Source organism: Streptomyces poriferorum, assembly GCF_019399235.1.
GTDB classification, from domain to species: Bacteria; Actinomycetota; Actinomycetes; order Streptomycetales; family Streptomycetaceae; genus Streptomyces; species Streptomyces poriferorum.
In genome coordinates this window covers 1-23,133 of the sequence record NZ_JAELVH010000085.1, presented here as the reverse complement: position 1 = coordinate 23,133, position 23,133 = coordinate 1, and the positions used below count along the sequence as shown (strand labels likewise).

18 protein-coding genes and 1 pseudogene are annotated in these 23,133 nt (G+C 69.3%); 14 read left to right on the top strand and 5 right to left on the bottom strand.

The window, feature by feature from the left end:
* Together JGS39_RS16975 and JGS39_RS16970 are read right to left on the bottom strand one after the other, a co-directional pair.
* A pseudogene (locus JGS39_RS16975) lies at window positions 1-1,683 on the bottom strand (MDR family MFS transporter); the annotation flags it as partial.
* A 189-nt stretch (window positions 1,684-1,872) separates the two neighbouring features.
* Entirely contained in the window at window positions 1,873-2,316 is a 444-nt protein-coding gene (locus tag JGS39_RS16970) for an SRPBCC family protein (RefSeq protein WP_219569953.1), read from the bottom strand.
* Between the two features lie 148 nt (window positions 2,317-2,464).
* Between JGS39_RS16970 and JGS39_RS16965 the strand changes: the two genes are divergently transcribed.
* The 3 genes from JGS39_RS16965 (at window position 2,465) to JGS39_RS16955 (ending at window position 5,837) form a co-directional block, all read left to right on the top strand.
* Complete coding sequence (locus tag JGS39_RS16965) at window positions 2,465-3,514, top strand: Rv2578c family radical SAM protein (RefSeq protein ID WP_219569952.1); 1,050 nt, start codon at window positions 2,465-2,467, stop codon at window positions 3,512-3,514.
* A 126-nt stretch (window positions 3,515-3,640) separates the two neighbouring features.
* Entirely contained in the window at window positions 3,641-5,227 is a 1,587-nt protein-coding gene (locus JGS39_RS16960) for an alpha/beta hydrolase (RefSeq protein ID WP_219569950.1), read from the top strand.
* Window positions 5,228-5,273: 46 nt separating this feature from the next.
* Entirely contained in the window at window positions 5,274-5,837 is a 564-nt protein-coding gene (locus JGS39_RS16955) for a GNAT family N-acetyltransferase (protein ID WP_236063667.1), read from the top strand.
* On the opposite strand, the gene JGS39_RS16950 is transcribed toward JGS39_RS16955, so the two are convergent.
* Window positions 5,815-6,387: an adenylosuccinate lyase gene (locus JGS39_RS16950; protein ID WP_219569948.1), complete on the bottom strand. Its 573-nt coding sequence runs from the start codon at window positions 6,385-6,387 to the stop codon at window positions 5,815-5,817. The genes JGS39_RS16955 and JGS39_RS16950 overlap by 23 nt on opposite strands.
* A gap of 372 nt (window positions 6,388-6,759) precedes the next feature.
* On the opposite strand from JGS39_RS16950, the gene JGS39_RS16945 reads away from it, so the two are divergent.
* A complete protein-coding gene (locus JGS39_RS16945; RefSeq protein ID WP_219569946.1) occupies window positions 6,760-8,541 on the top strand; it encodes a 3-hydroxyacyl-CoA dehydrogenase family protein in 1,782 nt (593 codons plus the stop codon).
* Between the two features lie 130 nt (window positions 8,542-8,671).
* Window positions 8,672-9,487, top strand: a complete 816-nt coding sequence (locus tag JGS39_RS16940) for a TetR family transcriptional regulator (protein ID WP_219569944.1) — start codon at window positions 8,672-8,674, stop codon at window positions 9,485-9,487.
* 51 nt (window positions 9,488-9,538) lie between these two features.
* On the opposite strand, the gene JGS39_RS16935 is transcribed toward JGS39_RS16940, so the two are convergent.
* On the bottom strand, window positions 9,539-10,282 hold the full coding sequence (locus JGS39_RS16935) for a restriction endonuclease (protein ID WP_308120474.1): 744 nt from the start codon (window positions 10,280-10,282) through the stop codon (window positions 9,539-9,541).
* 184 nt (window positions 10,283-10,466) lie between these two features.
* Here JGS39_RS16935 and JGS39_RS16930 point away from each other — a divergent pair, with 184 nt between their 5' ends.
* The 8 genes from JGS39_RS16930 (at window position 10,467) to pssA (ending at window position 19,356) form a co-directional block, all read left to right on the top strand.
* Entirely contained in the window at window positions 10,467-11,276 is an 810-nt protein-coding gene (locus tag JGS39_RS16930) for a GNAT family N-acetyltransferase (protein ID WP_219569941.1), read from the top strand.
* A gap of 358 nt (window positions 11,277-11,634) precedes the next feature.
* Complete coding sequence (gene ccrA / locus JGS39_RS16925; RefSeq protein ID WP_219569939.1) at window positions 11,635-12,972, top strand: crotonyl-CoA carboxylase/reductase; 1,338 nt, start codon at window positions 11,635-11,637, stop codon at window positions 12,970-12,972.
* A gap of 1 nt (window position 12,973) precedes the next feature.
* A complete protein-coding gene (locus JGS39_RS16920) occupies window positions 12,974-14,986 on the top strand; it encodes an ethylmalonyl-CoA mutase (protein ID WP_219569938.1) in 2,013 nt (670 codons plus the stop codon).
* A complete protein-coding gene (locus tag JGS39_RS16915) occupies window positions 14,983-15,948 on the top strand; it encodes an HpcH/HpaI aldolase/citrate lyase family protein (protein ID WP_219569937.1) in 966 nt (321 codons plus the stop codon). The genes JGS39_RS16920 and JGS39_RS16915 overlap by 4 nt, the downstream gene beginning before the upstream one ends.
* Before the next feature lie 2 nt (window positions 15,949-15,950).
* Window positions 15,951-16,478: a MaoC family dehydratase gene (locus JGS39_RS16910; RefSeq protein WP_219569936.1), complete on the top strand. Its 528-nt coding sequence runs from the start codon at window positions 15,951-15,953 to the stop codon at window positions 16,476-16,478.
* Window positions 16,479-16,480: 2 nt separating this feature from the next.
* Window positions 16,481-17,686, top strand: a complete 1,206-nt coding sequence (locus tag JGS39_RS16905; protein ID WP_219569935.1) for an acyl-CoA dehydrogenase family protein — start codon at window positions 16,481-16,483, stop codon at window positions 17,684-17,686.
* A gap of 181 nt (window positions 17,687-17,867) precedes the next feature.
* Window positions 17,868-18,515, top strand: coding sequence for a phosphatidylserine decarboxylase (locus JGS39_RS16900; RefSeq protein WP_219569934.1), 648 nt, complete (start codon window positions 17,868-17,870; stop codon window positions 18,513-18,515).
* A 22-nt stretch (window positions 18,516-18,537) separates the two neighbouring features.
* Entirely contained in the window at window positions 18,538-19,356 is an 819-nt protein-coding gene (gene pssA, locus JGS39_RS16895; RefSeq protein ID WP_219569955.1) for a CDP-diacylglycerol--serine O-phosphatidyltransferase, read from the top strand.
* A 92-nt stretch (window positions 19,357-19,448) separates the two neighbouring features.
* Here the strand turns inward: pssA and JGS39_RS16890 are convergent, their stop codons facing one another.
* Window positions 19,449-20,819, bottom strand: coding sequence for a glycoside hydrolase family 5 protein (locus tag JGS39_RS16890; RefSeq protein WP_308120472.1), 1,371 nt, complete (start codon window positions 20,817-20,819; stop codon window positions 19,449-19,451).
* Between the two features lie 406 nt (window positions 20,820-21,225).
* On the opposite strand from JGS39_RS16890, the gene JGS39_RS16885 reads away from it, so the two are divergent.
* On the top strand, window positions 21,226-23,133 hold a 1,908-nt coding region (locus JGS39_RS16885; protein ID WP_219569932.1), incomplete at its 3' end, for a glycosyl hydrolase family 28-related protein.

The window sequence follows — 23,133 nt, the reverse complement described above, 5'->3', positions numbered from 1 at the left end:
CAGGGAACACCGTGCTCCAGGTCGCGGGCGGAGGGGATGGTCGCGGGCTCGACTGCGGTTTCGGGGCTGTTGTGGGACACCAGCGGTTTCTCCTTGAGGAAGAAGGCGAAGAAGAGGCCGAGCACGAGGACCGGCACGAGGTAGAGGAAGATCCGGGGCATCGCGTCGGCGTACGCCTGGATGTAGGCGTCGCGCAGCGCGGGCTCCATCGCGTGGACCAGCTGCGGCGTGATCGACTCCGGGTCGGGCAGGCCGGTCCCGGAGGGCAGCCGCACGGCGAGCGCGTCGGCCAGCCGTCCGGCGAAGAGCGTGCCGAACACGGCGGCGCCGACGCTGCCGCCGATCTGCCGGAAGTAGTTGTTGGCGCTGGTGGCGGTGCCGAGGTCGGCGGGGCGTACGGAGTTCTGCACGGCCAGCACCAGCACCGGCATGATCAGCCCGATCCCGAGGCCCAGGACCGCCTGCGCGATGCTGTATTCGAGGCGCGGGGTGTCGGTTTCGAGCCGGGACAGCAGCCACATGCCCACCGCCGAGATCGCACTGCCCGCGATCGGGTAGACGCGGTAGCGACCGGTACGCGAGATCAGCTGGCCGGAGACGACGGAGGCGCCCACGATGCCGCCCATCATCGGGAGCATGAGCAGCCCGGACTCCGTGGCGGTGGCCCCGTCGACCATCTGCAGGAAGGTCGGCAGGTAGCTGGCGGCGCCGAACAGCGCCACCCCGACGACCGCACCGACCAGAGCGGTGACGTTGAAGATCGAGTCGCGGAACAGCCGCAGCGGGATGATCGGTTCGGGCGCGCGGTGCTCGACGGCGAGGAACAGCAGAGTCGTTCCGGCAGCTCCGGCGGCCAGCCCCAGAATGGTGCGCGAGCCCCAGGCGTACTCCGTGCCGCCCCAGCTGGTCAGCAGGACCAGGCAGGTGGAGGCGGCGGCCAGCAGCACGGCGCCGAGGATGTCGAGCCGGGGCCGGACGGTGGGCTTGGGCAGCTTCAGCACGACGGTGATGACGACGAACGTCACCAGGCCGAACGGCACGTTGATGTAGAAGCACCAGCGCCAGGAGGCGTGGTCGGTGAAGAAGCCGCCGAGCAACGGGCCCGCCACGGAAGCGAGCCCGAAGGCCGCACCGATGAGCCCCATGAACCGGCCGCGCTCCCGGGGCGGTACGACATCGGCGATGATCGCCTGGACGCCGATCATCAGCCCGCCGCCGCCGACCCCCTGGATGGCGCGGAAGGCGATCAGTTCGTCCATGGTTCGCGACCAGCCGGCCAGCGCGGATCCGACGACGAAGACGACGATCGCGAACTGGAAGACGCTCTTGCGCCCGAAGAGGTCACCGAGCTTGCCGTAGATCGGGAGACCGATGGTCGAGGCGAGCAGGTAGGCGGTGACCGCCCAGGACATCTTCTCCAGGCCGTGCAGCTCACCGACGATCTTCGGGAGCGCCGTCGCCACGATCATCTGGTCGAGCGCCGCGAGCAGCAGCGTGAGCATCAGCCCGACGAAGACGAGCCGGATGCGCCGGGGGTCCGTGGCCCCGTCACCGGCGGGGTCCGGGGCGGCGGATTCCGTCGCGGCGGGTGGCGAAGACGAGCCGGACGGTGACCACGGGCAACACCTCGGTGTCGCCCGTACCGTCCGGCTCGTCCTTCACCAGCGTGATCCCACCCACCACGTGCCGCTCCCCTCGTCGCACTGCCGCCGCCCATTTCTCGCATTGCGCGACAAGTGAGGGCAAACGCGGCGAGGGGGCGCTGACGGCGCACTCAGGGGGCTTATCCCCCGGTGGGAGCCACTACGGCGCACAACCAAAGCGCCGAAAAAAACCACCCGAACCGGTGAGGTCGGGCAGCTCCGCCGGAGACTACTTCTCCACCTCGGTGGCGAGGTTCTGCAGCAGCTCGTCGTAGATGCGGCCAAGTCCCTTGGGCGCAAAGGTCTTCTCGAAAAATCCACCGATGCCGCCGGCGCCGTTCCACACGGTGGAGACGACGGCCTTGGACCGGCCCTCACCGGCGGGGGTGACGGTCCAGGTCGTGACCATCGAGGAGTTGCGGTCCTTCTCCACGAGCTGCCCGTCGGTGGGCTCGGTGACCTCCAGCAGGCAGTCACGCACCCGCTTGCTGGTGGCCTGGAGCTTCCAGTGGACGAGGGCGCCCTCACCGTCGCCGCCCTCGCGGACCTCGTACTCGCTGAAGTGGCTCGGCAGCACCTTGCCGCGGACGTCCTTGTAGTCGGCCAGCGCGTCGAACACCGCTTCCGCGTCCGCCGCGATGATCCGCTCTGTCGTGGCCTCGACCTGCGCCATGGCTGTTCCTCCAGCACTCGGTTGTTCGGGGTGTGCTGAGCCAACCACCTCGGCAGCCCCGCTCAAAATCCGGTCCGGGACGAAGGGGAGAAAACGATCAAGGGAACAAGTGTTCTATTCTCGGGGCAGTGCTACCGAGGAGGCGTCCATGCGCTGGGACAATCTGGCCGATAACCCTGACGAAACCACCAAAACCGGTACCGGCGCGCTCTTCGCCGCGGACGCGGTGACGACCCGTACGTTCGACACTCCGGAATTCCGGGGCATCACCTTCCACGAAGTACGCGCCCGCTCGATCGTGAACCGGGTGCCCGGCGCATCCCGGATGCCGTTCGAATGGACCGTCAATCCCTACCGGGGCTGCACCCACGCCTGTGTCTACTGCTTCGCCCGCAAGACCCACAGCTATCTGGACCTCGACACCGGGCTCGGCTTCGACTCGCAGATCGTGGTCAAGATCAACGCCCCGGAGCTGGTACGCCGCGAGCTGGCCTCACCGCGCTGGCACGGTGCGCACATCGCGATGGGCACCAACGTCGACTGCTACCAGCGGGCCGAGGGCCGCTACGGCCTGATGCCCGGCATCCTCACCGCCCTGCGCGACCACGCGAACCCCTTCTCCATCCTCACCAAGGGCACACTGATCCTGCGCGACCTGGAGCTGCTGCGGCAGGCCGCCGAGGTCACCGAGGTCGGCGTCTCGGTCTCCGTCGGCTTCACCGACCCCGGACTGTGGCGGACCGTGGAGCCCGGTACCCCCTCCCCCGAACGACGCCTCGACGTCGTGCGCACCCTCAGCGAGCACGGCATCGGCTGCGGGGTGCTGATGGCACCCGTCATCCCGTACCTCGGCGACCGGCCGGACCAGCTGCGGGCGACGGTCCGCGCGATCGCCGCCGCCGGCGCGACGTCGGTGACCCCGCTCGTCCTCCATCTGCGCCCGGGCGCCCGGGAGTGGTTCATGGAGTGGCTCGGCCACCACCATCCACACCTCGTACGCCGGTACGAGCGGCTGTACGCGGACGGCGCCTACGCACCCACGTGGTACCAGCGCCGCATCACCCGCTACGTGCACGAGCTGGCGACGGAGTACGGCATCGGCCCCTCGCACCACGGAACGCCCCGCGGCTTCCCCGAGCGCGACGAGCGGCGGACCCCGCCGGCCGCCTCCGAGCCCACCCAGCTGACCCTGCTCTGACCGGCACACCCACGGGGGCAAACGGGTCATCTCTCACCGGAACAGGTCCTTCCGGTCCCGAATACGGGGAGCATGCGGCGGGGGCTGCGCCACGCGCAGCCGTGTTCCCCCACCACGGGAGGCCATATGACGAACCGTTCAGGAATTCTGTTCGCCGTCGGGGCGACGGTCGCCGGTCTGGTGACCGCCGCGCCGTCACCGGCGAGCGCCGACAGCGAAGCGCAGCGCGCCGCCCCGGTCAAGTGGACCGACTGCGGCACCCAGTCGTCCCCGACACTCCAGTGCGCGACCGTGCGCTCTCCGCTCGACCATGACCAGCCGTCGGGCCGCCAGGTCACCCTCGCGCTGACCCGGGTCCCGCACACGGCGAAGACCTTCCAGGGACCGCTGCTGGTCAACCCGGGCGGCCCGGGCGGCAGCGGTCTGTCCATGGCCGGTTTCGTCGCCGCCTCACTGCCGAAGGCGGTGGCCGCCCAGTACGACGTGATCGGGTTCGACCCGCGCGGCGTCGGCAGGAGCCGCCCGGCCCTGGACTGCGTACCGAAGTACTTCGACCCGGTACGGCCCGACCCGGTGCCGCACTCCGTCCAGGACGAGCGGACCAACCGCAACCGCGCCCGCGACTTCGCCGCCGCCTGCGGGAAGAAGTACCCGGACCTGCTCCCGTTCATGGACACGGTCAGCGCGGCCAAGGACCTCGACGTGATCCGGCGCGCGACCGGCTCCCGGCAGCTCAACTACCTCGGCTACTCCTACGGCACCTACCTGGGCTCGGTGTACGCCAAGCTGTTCCCGGAGCGCGTCCGGCGCCTGGTCCTCGACTCGAACGTCGACCCGGACGGGGTCTGGTACGACGACAACCTCAGCCAGGACTACGCGTTCGACACCCGCCACAAGGCCTTCGCCGCCTGGGTGGCGAAGTACGACGCCACGTACGGGCTCGGCAGTGACCCGGCGAGGGTCGAGGCGGCCTGGTACCGGATGCGGGACGCGGTGGGGAAGAACCCCGCGGGCAAGAAGGTCGGTGCCGGCGAGCTGGACGACACCTTCCTGCCGGGCGGCTACTACAACGGCTACTGGCCCGCCCTGGCCGAGGCGTTCGCCGCCTATGTCGACGACAAGGACGAGCAGGCCCTGGTGAAGGCGTACGAGCGCTTCGCCGCGGTCGACGCGGAGGGCGACAACGGGTACTCGGTCTACTCGGCCGTGCAGTGCCGGGACGCGCAGTGGCCCGAGGACTGGAACGTCTGGCGCAGCGACAGCCGGCGGATCCACGCCAAGGCCCCGTTCATGACATGGGGCAACACCTGGTACAACGCCCCGTGCGCGGACTGGCCCGTCGAGCCGCTGAACCCGGTGCGGGTCTCCAACCGCGGGCTGCCCCCGGCGCTGCTCTTCCAGGCGACGGACGACGCGGCCACCCCGTACGAGGGCGGGGTCACCCTGCACCGCAAGCTCAAGGGCTCCAGCCTGGTCGTCGAGGAGGGCGGCGGCAACCACGGCGTCACCCTGAGCGGGAACGCCTGCCTGGACCGGTATCTGGCGGACTATCTGGCCAAGGGCACCGTGCCGCGCGGCAAGGGCGGCGACGTGGACGCGGTCTGCGCGAGGACGCCCGACCCGAAACCGGCGGCCGCCAAGTCCGCGCGCCCGGCCTCGCGTACGGACGCGAGCGGCGGCACGCTGCACGGACTGCTCGGCTTCCGGGGCTGACAGAAGGACGTTGCCGCAGTTCGCAGGCGTGCGCGAGGATGGCCGGATGACCTCTCGGCCCGTGCCCGCGCACGCCCCCCGACCGCTGATCCGGGACATGACCATCGACGACTGCGAAGCCGTCGCGAGGGTCCGGGTGCGTGGCTGGCAGAGCGCGTACGCCGGCCTGATGCCGCAGGCGCATCTGGACGCGATGGACGTCGCCGCGGACGCGGAGCGCCGCCGCGGCTTCTTCACGGAGGCCGGCGCCGTCGTCAACGTGGTCGCCGAGCGGCCGGGCCCCGGTGTCGTCGGCTGGGCGGCGTACGGGCCGTACCGCGAGGACGGCAGGCGGCTCGCCCGCGGTGAGGTGTACGCGATCTACGTCCTGCCGGAGCAGACCGGGACCGGTGTGGGCCGGGCCCTGATGGCGGAGGTGCTGGCCCGCGCCGCGGCGGCCGGTCACCCCGACGTCGCGCTCTGGGTACTGAAGGAGAACGCGCCGGCCCGGCGTTTCTACGAACGTGCGGGCTTTCGCCCCGACGGCGCCGAGGAACCCTTCGACGTGGACGGTGTCGCGGTGCCCGAGGTGCGCTACGTCCGCCCCCTCAGCCCGCCGGCAGGCGGCTGAGCGCTTCCTCGGCCGCGCCGCCGAGACGGGGGTGCGGCAGGGCGGCCAACAGGACCGGGCGGGCCTGTACGTCGCCGAGTTGCCCGAGGCCCTCGACGCAGGCGAGCGCCACCCGCCAGTGCGGCTCGTCCGGCCCCAGCAGCCGGGACAGGGTGCTCATGAGGGCGGGCACGGACTCCGGGGCCCTCAGCTCGGCGAGCAGGCGGACCGGGTACAGGGCGTAGGCGGTGCGCAGGGAGTTGGTGGCGAGGGCTGCGGCCGCGCGCGGCGTACGGGGGTCGCCGAGGCGGGCCAGCGCGTGGGCGGCGCCGACGCAGCGTTCCGGGTCGCGGTGGTTGAGCAGCAGCACCAGGGTCTCGAAAGCACGGCGGTCACCGCCGCAGCCGAGCCGGTAAGCGGCGATCTCGCGCGCCCAGAGCGGGCGTTCGCGCTCGATGAGCACCTGGGCCAGTTCCTCGTCGTCATCGGTGGCCAGCAGCCTGCGGTAGGCCGCCGACTCCCCCGCCTCGTCCGCCAGCCGGTGCGTCAGCGACCTGTACTCCTCATCCATGACTGTCAGCGTATCGGTGGACACGCAGCGTGTCGGAGCGGGTGGTTGATGTGAGGCGAGCCACAACAACCGAGGACTGGCGCGCTCGTTACTCGCCGGTTAACCTCATGTGAGCGGGACACTCCCCCGCCGGCTCCGGTGGCCTGGTGACGCAGCCACCCGGAGTGTTTGTCGGTTCGGCAGCTTGTGAGACGTGACTCCGGGACAGAGTCCGTCGCCCTTTCCCGGTCCCGGCGTGCGGTTCGCGCCCGGGACCTGAGCACCACGACAGGCAATTCCCGCACGCCCCACGCCGGTCGGGCCCTTCGGCCCCTCTCATCGGCCGCGCGCCCCGTGCGTCCCTCAGCCGTCACTCATCCCTGGAGTCCCGTGATGGACACCCCGTTCAGCACCATCGCCGTCGTCGGCCTCGGCACCATGGGCACCGGCATCGCCGAGGTCCTGGTCTGCGCCGGCCGCGAGGTCATCGGCATCGACATCGACGACGCCACCGCCCGCCGGGCCGTCGCCTCCCTGGAGGCCTCCACCGCCCGCGCCGTGCAGCGCGAGCGGCTGACGGAGGAGGAACGGCGCGACGCCCTCGCCCGCTTCCGTACCTTCTCCGACCTCCAGGCCGCGGCCGAGGCGGATCTGGTCATCGAGGTCGTGCCCGAGACGTACGAGATCAAGCAGCAGGTGTTCCGCGAGCTCGACGCGATCGTCTCCCCCACCGCCATCCTCGCCACCGGCACCAACGCCCTGTCGGTGACCCGTCTCGCAGCGGAGTCGCAGCACCCGGAGCGGGTCCTCGGCCTGCACTTCTTCAATCCGGCGCCGGCGATGAAGCTGGTCGAGGTGGTCTCCTCGGTGCTGACCGCACCGCCGGCCGTGGAGGCCGTCACCGCGCTCGCCCGGGAGCTGGGCAAGGAGCCGGTCGCGGTCGGTGACCGGCCGGGGTTCGTCGCCGACGGCCTGCTGTTCGGCTACCTCAACCAGGCCGCCGCCATGTACGAGGCGAACTACGCCTCCCGCGAGGACATCGACGCGGCGATGAGGCTGGGCTGCGGTCTGCCGATGGGCCCGCTCGCGCTGCTGGACCTGATCGGCATCGACACCGCCCGTACCGTCCTGGAGGCGATGTACTCCGCCTCGCACGACCGGCTGCACGCCCCGGCACCCGTCCTGGGCCAGCTCGCCGCGGCGGGGCTGACCGGCCGCAAGTCGGGCCGCGGCTTCTACACGTACGCGCAGCCGGGCAGCGAGACCGTCGTGCCGGACGCGCTGACTCCGGCGCGGGGCGCCGGGGCGGGTACGGGCCGTACGGTGCGTTCAGTCGGCGTCGCGGGCTCCGGGACGATGGCTTCGGGGATCGCGGAGGTCTTCGCGAAGGCCGGGTACGACGTGGTGCTCGCCGCGCGCGGCCAGGAGAAGGCGGACGTCGCCAAGGCCCGGATCGCCAAGTCGCTGGAGCGGTCGGTCGCCAAGGGGCGGCTGACGGCCGAGGCGCGGGACGAGACGCTCGCCCGGATCACCGCGGCGGGGTCGCTGGACTCCTTCTCCGAGGTCGACCTGGCCGTCGAGGCCGTGGCCGAGGACCTGCTGGTCAAGCAGCAGCTGTTCGCCACGCTGGACAAGGTGTGCCGGCCGGGCGCGGTCCTCGCGACCACCACCTCCTCGCTTCCCGTCGTCTCGATCGCCCGGGCCACCTCGCGGCCCCAGGACGTCATCGGGATGCACTTCTTCAACCCGGCGCCCGCGATGAAGCTGGTCGAGGTCGTCCGGACGGTGCTCACCGCGGACGATGTCCACGCCACGGTCCGTGAGGTCTGCGGGAAGGTGCGCAAGCACCCGGTGGACTGCGGGGACCGGGCCGGGTTCATCGTGAACGCGTTGCTCTTCCCGTACCTCAACAACGCGATCAAGATGGTCGAGGAGCACTACGCGACCCTCGACGACATCGACGCCGCGATGAAGCTGGGCGGCGGCTACCCGATGGGTCCCTTCGAGCTCCTGGACGTGGTCGGGCTCGACGTCTCGCTCGCGATCGAGAAGGTTCTGCACAGCGAGTTCCGCGACCCGGGCCTCGCGCCGGCGCCGCTGCTGGAGCATCTGGTGGCCGCGGGCTGCCTCGGCCGCAAGACGGGGCGCGGATTCCGCGAATATGCCCGCCGCTGAGCAGCCCCGGTCCGCAGGGCCCGTCGCTGGGCCCTGCGGACCGGGAGCCGGGTGGGGCGGGCTGCTCGGTCCGTCGGGCGGCCCGCCCCCACAGGCGCGCTCTCCTGCACCGATGCAGTACGTTCACACCATGTCCCAGCCCGCCAGGTCCCCCCGTGTGTCCGCCGCGCCCGACGTCCCGGAAAGTGCCGCAGGCACCCGCGCCGCCGCCCAACGGCTCAAAATGCGCCGTGAACTGGCCGCGGCCGCGATGGAGCTCTTCGCCACGAAGGGGTACGAGGCGACGACCGTCGACGAGATCGCGGGCGCGGCGGGCGTCGCCCGGCGGACCTTCTTCCGGCACTTCCGGTCCAAGGAAGAGGCCATCTTCCCGGATCACGACGACACCCTCGTCCGGGCCGAGGCGGTCCTGAACGCCGCCCCCGCGCACGAGCACCCGCTCGACACGGTCTGCCGCGGCATCAAGGAAGTCATGCGGATGTACGCGGCGAAGCCCGCGGTGTCCGTGGCCCGGTACAAGCTGACCCGCGAGGTGCCCACCCTGAGGCAGGCCGAGATCGCCTCGGTGGCCCGCTACGAGCGGCTGTTCACGCGCTATCTGCTGGGCCACTTCGACGAGCGCGACCACCACGCGGGCAACGACGATCCGCTGCTGGCGGAGGTCGCGGCGTCCGCCGTGGTCACCGCGCACAACCATGTGCTGCGCCGCTGGCTGCGCGCGGACGGCCAGGGTGACGTGGAGACGCAGCTGGACCTGGCGTTCGCCATCGTCCGCGACACGTTCGGGACGGGGATCGGCGCGGGCCGGACCGCCGGCACCGAGCAGGCGAAGCCCGCGGCCGCGTCGGTGAGCACGGAGGGCGAGGTGCTGGTGGCCGTGGCACGGACGGACGCGCCGCTGGACGAGGTCATGCGCACGATCCAGCAGGCCCTCAAGGAGCGCTGAGCGGGGCCGCACGGGTCTTGGCCGCCTGCCCCGCCCGGCCTCCGGGAGGCTTCAGGGACCCGGGTCGGTCTGCCAGGGCGGCGGCGCGGAGCCCTCGCTCCAGGCCGAGAGCGCCTCGCCGTCCAGGCACTGGATCCCGCACTGGTCCGCGTAGTCCAGGGCGGGTCCTGTGTATGCGCTGGTGGTGACGCAGACGGCGATCTCCGCCTCGTGAACGGCGTAGCAGGTTCCGCCGAATCGCTGAAGGTCCTGGGAACCGACCTTGATGGCGGGGCTGTAGCACTTGCACTGGACGACCATGCGCCGCCCGTCCGGGGCGGTCGCGATCACGTCCGCCCCCAGGTCACCCGCTCCGCCCACGACTTGCACCTCGGAGCAGCCGTCCCGCTCGCAGAGCGCGGCGACGGCATCCTCGAAGGCGTCGGCGTCCAGGGCCGCATAGTCCGCGAGTTCCTCCTCGGACTCCGCCGGTTCCGGCTCCGGTCCGGCCAGGACAGCCGTGCGGGCGATGTCGTCGTCGTGCGGGTGACCGAACGGCTCGCGGACCGGTTCGGAGGGCCCCCGAGGGGGGCCGAAGAGCTCGTGCACGGCCTCGGAGAGCGGGCCGCGCACCCCGCGCGGTCGAGGGCTCGGTCCACGGAGGTGGAGGAGCAGGACGCCCGCCGCGACGAGGGCCACGACCGGCACCACGGCTACCGGATGCCTGGACGCGCCCTCCCACACGATGCGCACCATCAGCCATCCACCGCAGATCAGCAGGGCAACGGCACCGAAGCCGAAAGCGGTCCTGCTCACGCTGAAGGCCTGCCTGCAGCCCTCGAGGCCTCGCTCTGGTACCGGTGCCGTCATCCACGCCGCCCGGGCTGTGCCGATATGAGTCTTCCAAGATCATTCATGTCTGCCGTCTGCCCAGGACCGCGGGATCCAACGGCCGTGAAAAGCGGTTGCCGGGGTGGTGCCCGGGTGCTGTGGTGTGCGGATGAACGATCAAACGACTGCACACCGGGAAGAACTGCTGGCCGTCTTCGACCGCGAGATGCGTGAGCAGGCCAGGCCGGACGGCCCCGGTGTCCGCGTCGAGCGCACCGACGGCGTCGTACGCCAGGTGGGCGGGCCCCACGACTGGAACGCGGTCATCTGGTCGTCGCCGGATCTGGACGCCGCACGGGCGGATGCGGCGATCGCCGCGCAGGTGACCCACTGCACCGCCCACGGGTACGGGGAGTTCGAGTGGAAGCTGTACGCGCACGACCGGCCGGCCGACCTCGGGGCGCGGCTACTGGCGGCCGGATTCGTACCCGAAGAGCCGGAGACCCTCCTCGTCGCGCCGGTCGCGGACCTGCCCACGGCCGTCCGGCTCCCGGAAGGCGTCCAGCTGCGCACGGTGCGTGACGAGGCCGATGTGGACCTGATGGTCCGAGCCCACGAGCAGGCGTTCGGCAGGGACGGGTCCCGGCTGCGCCGTCAGGTACTGGCCCAGCTGAGGGAGGGCCCGGACCACTTCTTCGGGGTGCTGGCCATGGCGGGCGACGAGCCGGTGAGCTCCGCCCGGATGGAGCTGTACCCGGGCACCGGCTTCGCCGGGCTGTGGGGCGGCGGCACGGTCGAGGAGTGGCGCGGCAAGGGCGTCTACCGGGCCCTGATCGCCTTCCGGGCAGGCATCGCCGCCGAGCGCGGCTACCGGTACCTCCAGGTCGACGCGACCGAGGACAGCCGCCCGATCCTCCAGCGCCTCGGGTTCACGGTGCTGGGCACGACGACGCCGTACGTCTACCGCCCCGCCTCCTGACCACCCACAGCGGGGCACATGGCGGCAATTCGCCCGCCGTGTTGCTCATGCGTGGCACCCGGATGACAATTGAGGGAAATTGCTGGCACCCAGTGCCTTGCCAGCTGTCACGGAGTGCCATACGTTGAAGTCGTCCGGGCGGCCGGCGTGCTGAGACCTCACGTACGCCGGCTGTCCCCGCAAGCCACGTGCCTGCGCGCCCGGACGCCTGCGTCACAGGCAAACCCTTCTGCTCCACCGAGCAAGCAGCCGAAGCACCATCCGCCGAACCGACGGCACACCTCCACGCAACACCGCTCCCCCTGCTTCGCAGGACCCTCAAGCGTTCCCTCAAACGCCGCACCGCCGGAGGCACACCGTGAAGGAAATCCTGGACGCGATCCAGTCTCAGGACAGCAGCGCCGCAGACTTCGCGGCCCTGTCCATCCCCGAGTCGTACCGCGCGGTGACCGTGCACAAGGACGAGGCCGAGATGTTCGCCGGCGTCGCCAGCCGCGACAAGGACCCGCGCAAGTCCCTGCACGTCGAGGACGTGCCGGTGCCCGAGCTCGGTCCGGGCGAGGCCCTGGTGGCGGTCATGGCCAGCTCGGTCAACTACAACTCCGTGTGGACGTCGATCTTCGAGCCCGTCTCGACCTTCGGCTTCCTGGAGCGGTACGGAAAGCTCAGCGACCTCAGCAAGCGCCACGACCTGCCGTACCACGTCATCGGCTCCGACCTGGCGGGCGTCGTCCTGCGCACCGGCCCGGGCGTCAACGCCTGGAAGCCCGGCGACGAGGTCGTCGCGCACTGCCTCTCGGTCGAGCTGGAGTCCTCGGACGGCCACAACGACACGATGCTCGACCCCGAGCAGCGCATCTGGGGCTTCGAGACCAACTTCGGCGGCCTGGCGGAGATCGCACTCGTCAAGTCCAACCAGCTGATGCCCAAGCCGGATCACCTCAGCTGGGAGGAGGCGGCGGCACCCGGACTGGTCAACTCCACCGCGTACCGCCAGCTCGTCTCCCGTAACGGCGCCGGCATGAAGCAGGGCGACAACGTCCTCATCTGGGGCGCGAGCGGCGGACTCGGCTCCTACGCCACGCAGTTCGCCCTTGCGGGCGGCGCCAACCCGATCTGTGTCGTCTCCAGCGACCAGAAGGCCGAGATCTGCCGGAAGATGGGCGCCGAGGCGATCATCGACCGCAACGCCGAGGGCTACAAGTTCTGGAAGGACGAGCACAACCAGGATCCGCGCGAGTGGAAGCGCTTCGGCAAGCGCATCCGTGAACTCACCGGCGGCGAGGACGTGGACATCGTCTTCGAGCACCCGGGCCGCGAGACCTTCGGCGCGAGTGTGTACGTGACCCGCAAGGGCGGCACGATCGTCACCTGTGCCTCGACCTCGGGCTACAACCACGAGTACGACAACCGCTACCTGTGGATGTCGCTCAAGAAGATCGTGGGCTCGCACTTCGCCAACTACCGCGAGGCCTGGGAGGCCAACCGGCTGGTCGCGAAGGGGAAGATCCACCCGACGCTGTCGAAGGTCTACTCCCTGGAGGACACCGGCCAGGCCGCGTACGACGTGCACCGCAACCTCCACCAGGGCAAGGTCGGCGTCCTGGCGCTGGCGCCCACCGAGGGCCTGGGTGTGCGCAACGGAGAGCTGCGCGAGCAGCACATCGACGCCATCAACCGATTCCGGAACATCTGACATGAGCGGCCGTCAGAAGGACCGCCCCTGGCTCATGCGGACGTACGCCGGTCACTCGACCGCCGAGGCGTCCAACGAGCTCTACCGGCGCAACCTCGCCAAGGGCCAGACCGGCCTGTCGGTCGCCTTCGACCTGCCGACGCAGACCGGCTACGACCCCGACCACATCCTCGCCCGCGGCGAGGTCGGCCGGGTCGGCGTGCCCGTCTCGCACCTCGGCGACATGCGCCGGCTGTTCCAGGACATCCCCCTGGAGCAGATGAACACCTCGATGACGATCAACGCCACCGCGATGTGGCTGCTGGCGCTCTACCAGGTCGTCGCCGAGGAACAGGGCGCCGACGCGGACAAGCTCCAGGGCACCACACAGAACGACATCGTCAAGGAGTACCTCTCGCGCGGGACGCATGTCTTCCCGCCGGGCCCGTCGCTGCGGCTGACCACCGACATGATCACGTACACGGTCAACCGCATCCCGAAGTGGAACCCGATCAACATCTGCAGCTACCACCTGCAGGAGGCCGGGGCCACCCCCGTCCAGGAGATCGCGTACGCCATGTCGACGGCGATCGCCGTGCTCGACGCGGTCCGCGCCTCCGGACAGGTGCCCGAGGAGAAGTTCGGCGATGTGGTCGCCCGGATCTCCTTCTTCGTGAACGCGGGCGTCCGCTTCATCGAGGAGATGTGCAAGATGCGCGCCTTCGGCCGCATCTGGGACCGGGTCACCCGTGAGCGCTACGGCATCACCGACGCCAAGCAGCGCCGCTTCCGCTACGGCGTCCAGGTCAACTCGCTCGGCCTGACCGAGGCGCAGCCGGAGAACAACGTCCAGCGCATCGTGCTGGAGATGCTGGCCGTCACCCTCTCCAAGGACGCCCGCGCCCGCGCCGTCCAGCTGCCCGCCTGGAACGAGGCGCTGGGGCTCCCCCGGCCCTGGGACCAGCAGTGGTCGCTGCGCATCCAGCAGGTCCTCGCCCACGAGAGCGATCTGCTGGAGTACGAGGACATCTTCGCCGGTTCGCACGTCATCGAGGCCAAAGTGGACGAGCTGGTCACCGACTCGCTCGCCGAGATGGACCGGATCGAGCAGATGGGCGGTGCCATGGCGGCCGTCGAGTCCGGCTATCTGAAGTCGGAGCTGGTCTCCTCGCACGCCGCCCGGCGCGCCCGGATCGAGGGCGGCGAGGAGAAGATCGTCGGCGTCAACATCTACGGGACGACCGAGCCCAATCCGCTCACCGCCGACCTGGACGGGGCGATCATGACGGTCGACCCGGCGAACGAGGCCAAGGTCGTCGCCGCGCTCCACGAGTGGCGCGACAACCGCGACGAGCCGCGCGCCACCGAGGCGCTGGCCGCGCTGAAGAAGGCCGCGGCGGGCACCGAGAACATGATGGAGGCCACCGTCGAGTGCGCCCGTGCGGGCGTCACCACCGGCGAGTGGTCCTGGGCCCTGCGCGACGTCTTCGGTGAGTTCCGCGCGCCGACCGGGGTGTCCTCGGCCCCCGTCGCGGTGACGGCGGAGGCGGGCACCCCGCTGGCTCTCGTACGCGAGAAGGTCGCCCGGACCGCCGAGGACCTCGGGGCGGGCCGGCTGCGGCTGCTCGTCGGCAAGCCGGGCCTCGACGGACATTCCAACGGCGCCGAGCAGATCGCGGTGCGCGCCCGTGACGCCGGTTTCGAGGTCGTCTACCAGGGCATCCGCCTCACGCCCGAACAGATCGTCTCGGCCGCCGTCGCCGAGGACGTGCACTGCGTCGGCCTGTCGATCCTGTCCGGCTCGCACGCGGAGCTGGTACCCGACGTACTGAACCGGCTGCGCCGCACCGGAGCGGGCGACATCCCGGTGATCGCGGGCGGGATCATTCCCCCTGCCGACGCCGAGGCCCTGATCACGGCCGGTGTCGCCGCCGTATTCACCCCGAAGGACTTCGGTATCACGGAGATCATCGGCCGTATCGTCGACGAGATCCGGAAAGCGAACAAGCTCGACCCTCTGGAGGTCCCCGCATGACCACGCCCGTGAACCGTCTGCGCCCGCGCCGCTCCTGTCTCGCGGTACCGGGAAGCAACCCCCGGTTCCTGGAGAAGGCCCAGGGCCTCCCGGCCGACCAGGTCTTCCTCGACCTGGAGGACGCCTGCGCGCCGCTCGCCAAGGAGGGCGCCCGTCACCACATCGTCGACGCGCTGAACAACGGCGACTGGACGGGCAAGACCCGGGTGGTGCGGGTCAACGACTGGACGACGCACTGGACGTACCGCGACGTCATCACGGTCGTCGAGGGCGCGGGCCCGAACCTCGACTGCATCATGCTGCCGAAGGTCCAGGACGCCCAGCAGGTCGTCGCGCTGGACCTCCTGCTCACCCAGATCGAGAAGACGATGGGCTTCGAGGTCGGGAAGATCGGCATCGAGGCGCAGATCGAGAACGCCAAGGGCCTCGTCAACATCGACGACATCGCCGCCGCCTCGCCCCGCCTGGAGACCCTGATCTTCGGCCCGGCCGACTTCATGGCGTCGATCAACATGAAGACCCTGGTCGTCGGTCAGCAGCCGCCCGGCTACGGCGCGGACGCCTACCACTACATCCTGATGCGCATCCTGATGGCGGCCCGTACGCACGACCTCCAGGCGATCGACGGCCCGTTCCTCCAGATCCGCGACGTGGACGCCTACCGCGAGGTCGCCGGCCGTGCCGCGGCGCTCGGCTTCGACGGCAAGTGGGTGCTGCACCCCGGTCAGGTCGACGCGGCCAACGAGGTGTTCTCCCCCTCGCAGGAGGACTACGACCACGCCGAGCTGATCCTCGACGCCTATGACTGGTGCACCTCCGAGGAGGGCGGCAAGAAGGGCTCCGCGATGCTCGGCGACGAGATGATCGACGAGGCCAGCCGCAAGATGGCCCTGGTCATCGCGGGCAAGGGCCGCGCGGCCGGCATGCAGCGCACCTCCAAGTTCGAAGCACCGGAGGCCTGATCATGCAGTTCGGACGCACGTACGAGGAATTCGAGATCGGTGCGGTCTACAAGCACTGGCCGGGAAAGACCGTCACCGAATACGACGACCACCTGTTCTGCCTGCTGACCATGAATCACCATCCGCTGCACATGGACAGCAACTACGCGGAGAAGACGACCGACTTCGGCAAGAACGTTGTCGTCGGCAACTACATCTACTCGCTGTTGCTGGGCATGTCGGTCCCGGACGTCTCCGGAAAGGCGATCGCCAACCTGGAGGTCGAGTCGCTGAAGCACGTGGCGCCGACCTTCCACGGCGACACGATCTACGGCGAGACCACCGTTCTGGACAAGACCCCGTCAAGGTCCAAGACCGACCGCGGAATCGTCTATGTGGAGACCAAGGGCTACAAGCAGGACGGCACGCTCGTCTGCGTGTTCCGCCGCAAGGTCATGGTCCCCACCGAGACGTACATCAAGGAGCGGGGCGGCGAACAGCCCGGCCGCCCGGAGCTGAAGCAGCCTTCGCCGAAGAACGTGGAGAAGTAGCCATGACGCGACTCGCCCAGACGGCCGGTCTCAACGACGTCCAGCAGGAAATCCTCTCCACGGTCCGGGATTTCGTCGACAAGGAGATCATTCCGGTCGCGACCCAGCTGGAACACCGCGACGAGTACCCGACCGAGATCGTCGAGGGCCTCAAGGAACTCGGCCTGTTCGGGCTGATGATCCCCGAGGAGTACGGGGGGCTGGGTGAGTCGCTTCTCACATACGCGCTGTGCGTGGAGGAAATCGCCCGCGGCTGGATGAGTGTGTCGGGAATCATCAACACGCACTTCATCGTGGCGTACATGCTCAAGCAGCACGGAACACAGGAGCAGAAGGACACCTTCCTGCCCCGGATGGCGCTGGGCGAGGTCCGCGGCGCCTTCTCGATGTCCGAGCCGGCGCTGGGCTCGGACGTCTCGGCCATCAGCTCCAAGGGCGTCAAGGACGGCGAGGAGTACGTCCTCAACGGCCAGAAGATGTGGCTGACGAACGGCGGCACGTCCTCGCTCGTGGCGGTCCTGTGCCGAAGTGACGAAGGCCACCCCGAGGGCACGCCGCCGCACAAGTCGATGACGACCTTCCTGGTGGAGAAGGAACCCGGATTCGGCGAGGTCCGGCCCGGTCTCACCATCCCGGGAAAGATCGACAAGATGGGCTACAAGGGCGTCGACACCACCGAGCTCATCATGGACGGGCTACGCATTCCGGCCAATCGCGTGCTGGGTGGCACCACCGGCCGAGGGTTTTACCAAATGATGGACGGCGTGGAGGTCGGCCGGGTAAATGTGGCTGCGCGTGGCTGTGGCGTCGCGCAGCGTGCATTCGAACTGGGCGTTTCCTACGCGCAGCAGCGCCACACCTTCGGAAAGCCGATCGCCCAGCACCAGGCGATCCAGTTCAAGCTGGCCGAAATGGCCACCAAGGTCGAGGCCGCGCATGCGATGATGGTAAATGCAGCGCGCAAAAAGGACTCCGGGGAGCGGAACGACCTGGAGGCAGGGATGGCGAAGTACCTCGCCTCCGAGTACTGCAAGGAAGTCGTCGAGGACGCCTTCCGTATCCACGGCGGTTACGGCTTCTCCAAGGAGTACGAGATCGAGCGCCTCTACCGTGAGGCCCCGATGCTGCTGATCGGTGAAGGTACCGCCGAGATCCAGAAAATGATCATCGGGCGCCGACTCCTCGAGGAGTACCGTTTCCAGGGTTGATTGTCCCTTTCGAGGCGATTTAGCCGCGAAGAAGATCACACCCTGTCATCCTCATCCGGTGCCTTCCAGACGTCCGACTCGGCTGCTGGCTTGCCCAGTTGCGGTCAGCAACCGATAACATCGCCGGAAAAGCCGCCGTCCCCCGTTGCCAGCGCGGCATCATCCGCTACGAAGGTCATCCATGCCCGACAGCCATACCTCTGCACCACGCGGCGGGGTCCGCCTTGCACGCGGAGCTTCGCCGTGGCTCCTGCCGACCGTCGCCACCGCCGCACTCAGCCTGACCCGGGCCCGCAGGTCCGGGCGCTGGGCGGCCGTGGCCGTGCCCACCACCGCGCTCGCGGCGGGCATGCTGTGGTTCTTCCGTGACCCCGAGCGCGAGATCACCCAGGGGCGCGTCATCTCACCGGCCGACGGCGTGGTGCAGAGCATCATGCCGTGGAAGGACGGACGCACCCGCGTCGCGATCTTCATGAGCCCGCTGAATGTGCACGTCAACCGCGCGCCACTGGCCGGCACGGTGACATCGGTCGAGCACATCCCCGGTGGGTTCGTCCCGGCGTTCAACAAGGAGAGCGAGAACAACGAACGCGTTGTCTGGCACTTCGACACCGAGCTCGGCGACATCGAGATGGTGCAGATCGCGGGTGCGGTCGCCCGCCGCATCGTCCCCTACGTCCCGCAGGGCACGAAGCTGGAGCAGGGCGAGCGCATCGGCCTGATCCGGTTCGGCTCCCGGGTCGACATCTACCTTCCGGAAGGTATCGATGTCGCGGTCGAGGTCGGCCAGGCCACCACCGCGGGGGTGACTCGCATTGACCGTGATTGATCCTGATACACAGGCCGGCTGGGTGCCGGAGGCCGAGGACGAGGACGACGCCGAGGACATGCCGCTCTCGATGCGGCTGTCGATAGCGGACACCCTCACTCTCGGTAACGCCACGTGTGGATTCATGGCGGTGTACTTCACCACCACGGGGATCCTCATTCCGCACCTCACGGGCAGCGACGAGAGCGGCATGGCGCGGCACTCCGCGGCCACCGCCGTGATCCTCATGCTCATGGCGGCGATCTTCGACCTGTTCGACGGGCTCGTGGCGCGCAAGCTGCGCTCCTCGCCGATGGGCGCCGAGCTGGACAACCTCTCGGACCTGGTCAGCTTCGGGCTCGCCCCGGCGTACTTCGTCCTCGTGTACGGCATGGTCGCGGACGACGCGCACCAGCGGGTCTCGGCGCTCGCGGCGATCGTGGTGCTGCTGGCGGTGGTGCTCAGGCTTGCGAGATTCTCCTGCGTGACCCTGAAGGACGGCATGTTCCAGGGCATGCCGAGCCCCTTCGGAGCGCTCACGGTCATCTCGATCGTGCTCCTGGAGCTGCCCTTCGTGCCGACACTGCTCGCAATCGTCGGAGTGGCGTGGCTCATGGTCAGCCGGGTCGAGTACCCGAAGCCGCGGGGCGTTCTAGCGGTGGCGATGCTCGGCTGGATCGTGGCCGCGATGGGGCTCCTGGCCGCGTGGGCGTTCGACGCCCCCGGTGGTCAGCTGCTTCTGCAGACCGGCTGCGCGCTCCAGGTGGTCCTCGGTGCGGTCATCCCGCTCTTCGCGACCGCCCGCCGGGTGAACAGCTTCCGGGACAACCGGCGCGAGGCACGAGCGGCCCAGCTGCCGTAGCCCGCACAGCACAGCAAGGACGAGGGCCCGGATGCTCCCCAGCATCCGGGCCCTCGTGCGTGCCCTGCCCCGGTGTCGCGGACCCCGGCGCCTCAGCCGGCGCCGTACAGGTCCGTGAGGCTGATGCCGGTCGTGCTGCCCTCGCCGCCGAGCGGGGTCTGGTGGTCCAGGCTCACGAAGGCGCCGTCCTCCTGCCACAGGGCCGGCTTCAGCAGGGCGTACTTCGCCTCGTCCCAGGTGGCCCAGTCGTAGCCGAGGAGACCGCCGGTGTCGCCGGAATTCGGGTTGAGGCACCAGAAGGTCTGGCTGATCCGGTTCTCGACGATGACGTCACGCAGGGCGGTCATCCACTTCTCGTTGGGCCCGCCGTCCAGGAAGCCGCCCCACTCGCCGATCAGCAGGGGCGCCGTGCCGCTCTTGTGGAGGTAGAGCCAGTTCGGGTCCCAGACGTCCCGCTCCAGCGTCGTACGGCTCCACTCGCCCTGGAACCAGGGCTGGGCGAAGACGAGCGGTCCGTAGTCGTGCGGGGAGTAGACGAGCTGGTCCTGCTGCGCGCCGAGGTCCACGGGGTGCTCCGCCGCGCCGCGCAGATTGCCGCCCCACCAGTTGTAGTCGTATTCCGTCGCGTCGGTGGAGGACCAGTCCGTTCCGTCCCGCGGGTAGACCTCGATTCCCTCGCACAGGATCAGTACGTGCGGGTTGACGGCGAGAATCCGCTTTCCCGCCGTCTCGCACGCGTACTTGAAATTGTCCTGGTCGGTGGAGCCGTCCCATTTCGCCCGGGGGCTGTCGCCCTGCTTGCCGTGCGGCTCGTTCTTGATGTCCATCGCGACCAGCGTGTCGTCGGACTTGTAGCGATCGGTCACCCATTCCCAAGCCGTGTAGAACTGCTCGGTGGTGATCGAACCCTTCCACCAGACAGGGTGGATGTGCCCGGCATTGTCCGCCTCGGCACTGTGTACGTCGAGCATGACCTTGATGCCGTACTTCTCCGCCACACCGAGGAAGGCGTCGAATACCTGAAGGCTCGTCCTGTCCTTCAGTTCCGGATTCGCCCAGGAATTGACCGCGCTCGGAACGGTCGCCTGTCCGTTCTTCCATTCGAGGAGAAGCTGGGTGGAGATCGGCACCCGGACGATATTGATGCCCCGTTCTGCCATCTGCCGTGTGAGCGTGTCCAGATTGGCCGACCAGAGGCCGTGGAAGACCCGCTCCGTGGCATTGAAGCCGAACCAGTTGACGCCGGTCAGCCATACCTCGTGACCGTTCTCGTCGACGATCCGATTTCCGTCGGTGTGCAGCCAGTCCGCACCGGTCGCGGCCTGTGTACGGGATTCCGCCCGGGGTTCCGCTTGAGCCCCGTCCCCCGCCTGTACGGCCACCCCGCCGGCAGCCCGTACCGGTTGTGCGTCAGCCGTACCCGATAAGGCGAACAGAGTGACGGCGGCCAGTCCCGCGGCCACCAGGGTTCCCTTTCGCCCGCGCCTGAACGGATTCATTGGTTCTCGCCTTTCGACCGAAGAACAGGAAGGTGTGGGAGCGCTCCCAAGCATGAAGCCAGTACACCGCCGCACTGTCAATGGGTCTCGACGACATCCGCGGCAACCGACCGGCGGGAGATCCGGACTTTTCCCGCCAGGGCACACCTTCTCCGTCACGGCCGCCTCCGGGCACCGAACACCACAGTTGCGGCACCGGGCCCGGCCGGACCGACCAACCCGCCCAGAACGCCAGATTCTCACGGCGATCCGTCGCAAATTTGAGTACGGAAGACAGAATCTTGCGCAGCAGCGTGGACTTCCTTGCGTCACTGCTCCTAGCCTGTGGGGCGTCCGAAGAGCCCCCACGAGCCGCAAGGACGACTGAGACGTGACCCCACCGCCCCGCCGCCAGTTGCTCAGACGATCCATATCCGCCTCTCTCGCGCTGGCCATCGCCGCGTTCGGCACCGCCGCCGCCGTGGTCCTGTCCAGCGCGCCACCCGCCGCCGCGGCGGGAGTCCCGGCCCCCTCCCCGCTGGCGGTTCCCGGTCGCGGTGCGACCGTGCCGTTCAAGGAGCAGGAAGCCGAGTACGCCGCCACCAACGGCACCTTGATCGGCCCGAACCGCCTGTACGGCACGCTGCCCTCGGAGGCGTCCGGCCGGCAGGCCGTGACGCTGGACGCGGTGGGTGAGTACGTGGAGTTCACGCTCACCGCACCCGCGAACGCCATGTCCTTCCGGTACTCGCTGCCGGACAACGCCGCCGGATCGGGCCGGGACGCCTCGATCGACGTGACGGTGAACGGCGCCTCGCCCAAGGCCGTGCCGGTCACCTCGAAGTACGGCTGGTACTACGGCGGCTACCCGTTCAACAACAACCCGGGAGACACCAACCCGCACCACTTCTACGACGAGGCCCGAACCATGTTCGGGTCGACCCTCGCGGCCGGCACGAAGGTCCGGCTGCAGGTCTCCTCAACCGCCGCGTCACCCTCCTTCACCATCGACCTGGCGGACTTCGAGCAGGTGGCGGCGCCCACCGCCAAGCCCTCGGGCGCCCTCGACGTCGTCGCCGACTTCGGAGCCGACCCGACCGGGTCCGCCGACTCGACCGCCAAGATCCAGGCGGCCGTCGACGCGGGCAAGGCGCAGGGCAGGACGGTGTACATCCCGCAGGGCACCTTCCAGGTCCGCGACCACATCGTCGTGGACCAGGTGACGCTGCGCGGCGCCGGTCCCTGGTACTCGGTGCTGACCGGCCGTGACCCGTCGAACCGCAGCAAGGCCGTCGGCGTCTACGGCAAGTACGCCGCGCAGGGCGGCAGCCGCAACGTCACGCTCAGGGACTTCGCCATCATCGGCGACATCCGTGAGCGTGAGGACAACGACCAGGTCAACGCCATCGGCGGGGCGCTGTCCGATTCGACCGTCGACAACGTCTGGATGCAGCACACCAAGTGCGGCGCCTGGATGGACGGCCCGATGGACAACTTCACCATCAAGAACAGCCGCATCCTGGACCAGACCGCGGACGGCGTGAACTTCCACTACGGCGTCACGAACTCCACGGTCACCAACACCTTCGTCCGCAACACCGGTGACGACGGTCTGGCCATGTGGGCGGAGAACGTCCCGAACGTGAAGAACAAGTTCACGTTCAACACCGTGATCCTGCCGATCCTCGCCAACAACATCGTCACGTACGGCGGCAAGGACATCACCATCTCCGACAACGTCATGTCGGACACCATCACCAACGGCGGCGGGCTGCACATCGCCAACCGCTACCCGGGTGTCAACTCCGGTCAGGGCACGGCCGTATCCGGTACGACCACGGCAGCGCGCAACACCCTGATCCGTACCGGGAACAACGACTACAACTGGCAGTTCGGCGTGGGCGCCATCTGGTTCAGCGGGCTCAACGAACCGATCAACGCCACGGTCAACATCTCCGACACCGAGGTGCTGGACAGCTCCTACGCCGCGATCCACCTCATCGAGGGTGCGACGAACGGGCTGCACTTCGACAACATCAGGATCGACGGCGCCGGCACCTACGCGCTGCAGATCCAGTCGCCGGGCACCGCCACCTTCAACAACGTGGTGGCCACGCACATCGCGCAGTCCAACCCGATCCACAACTGTGTCGGCAGCGGCTTCCAGATCACCCGGGGTACCGGGAACTCGGGCTGGTACGCCGATCCGCCGGCCTGCACCGGCAACTGGCCGGCCCCGGTGTGGACCAACGGCGGGGTGCCGGGCGGCGGCAGCGGTCCGACGGACCCGCCCACCGAC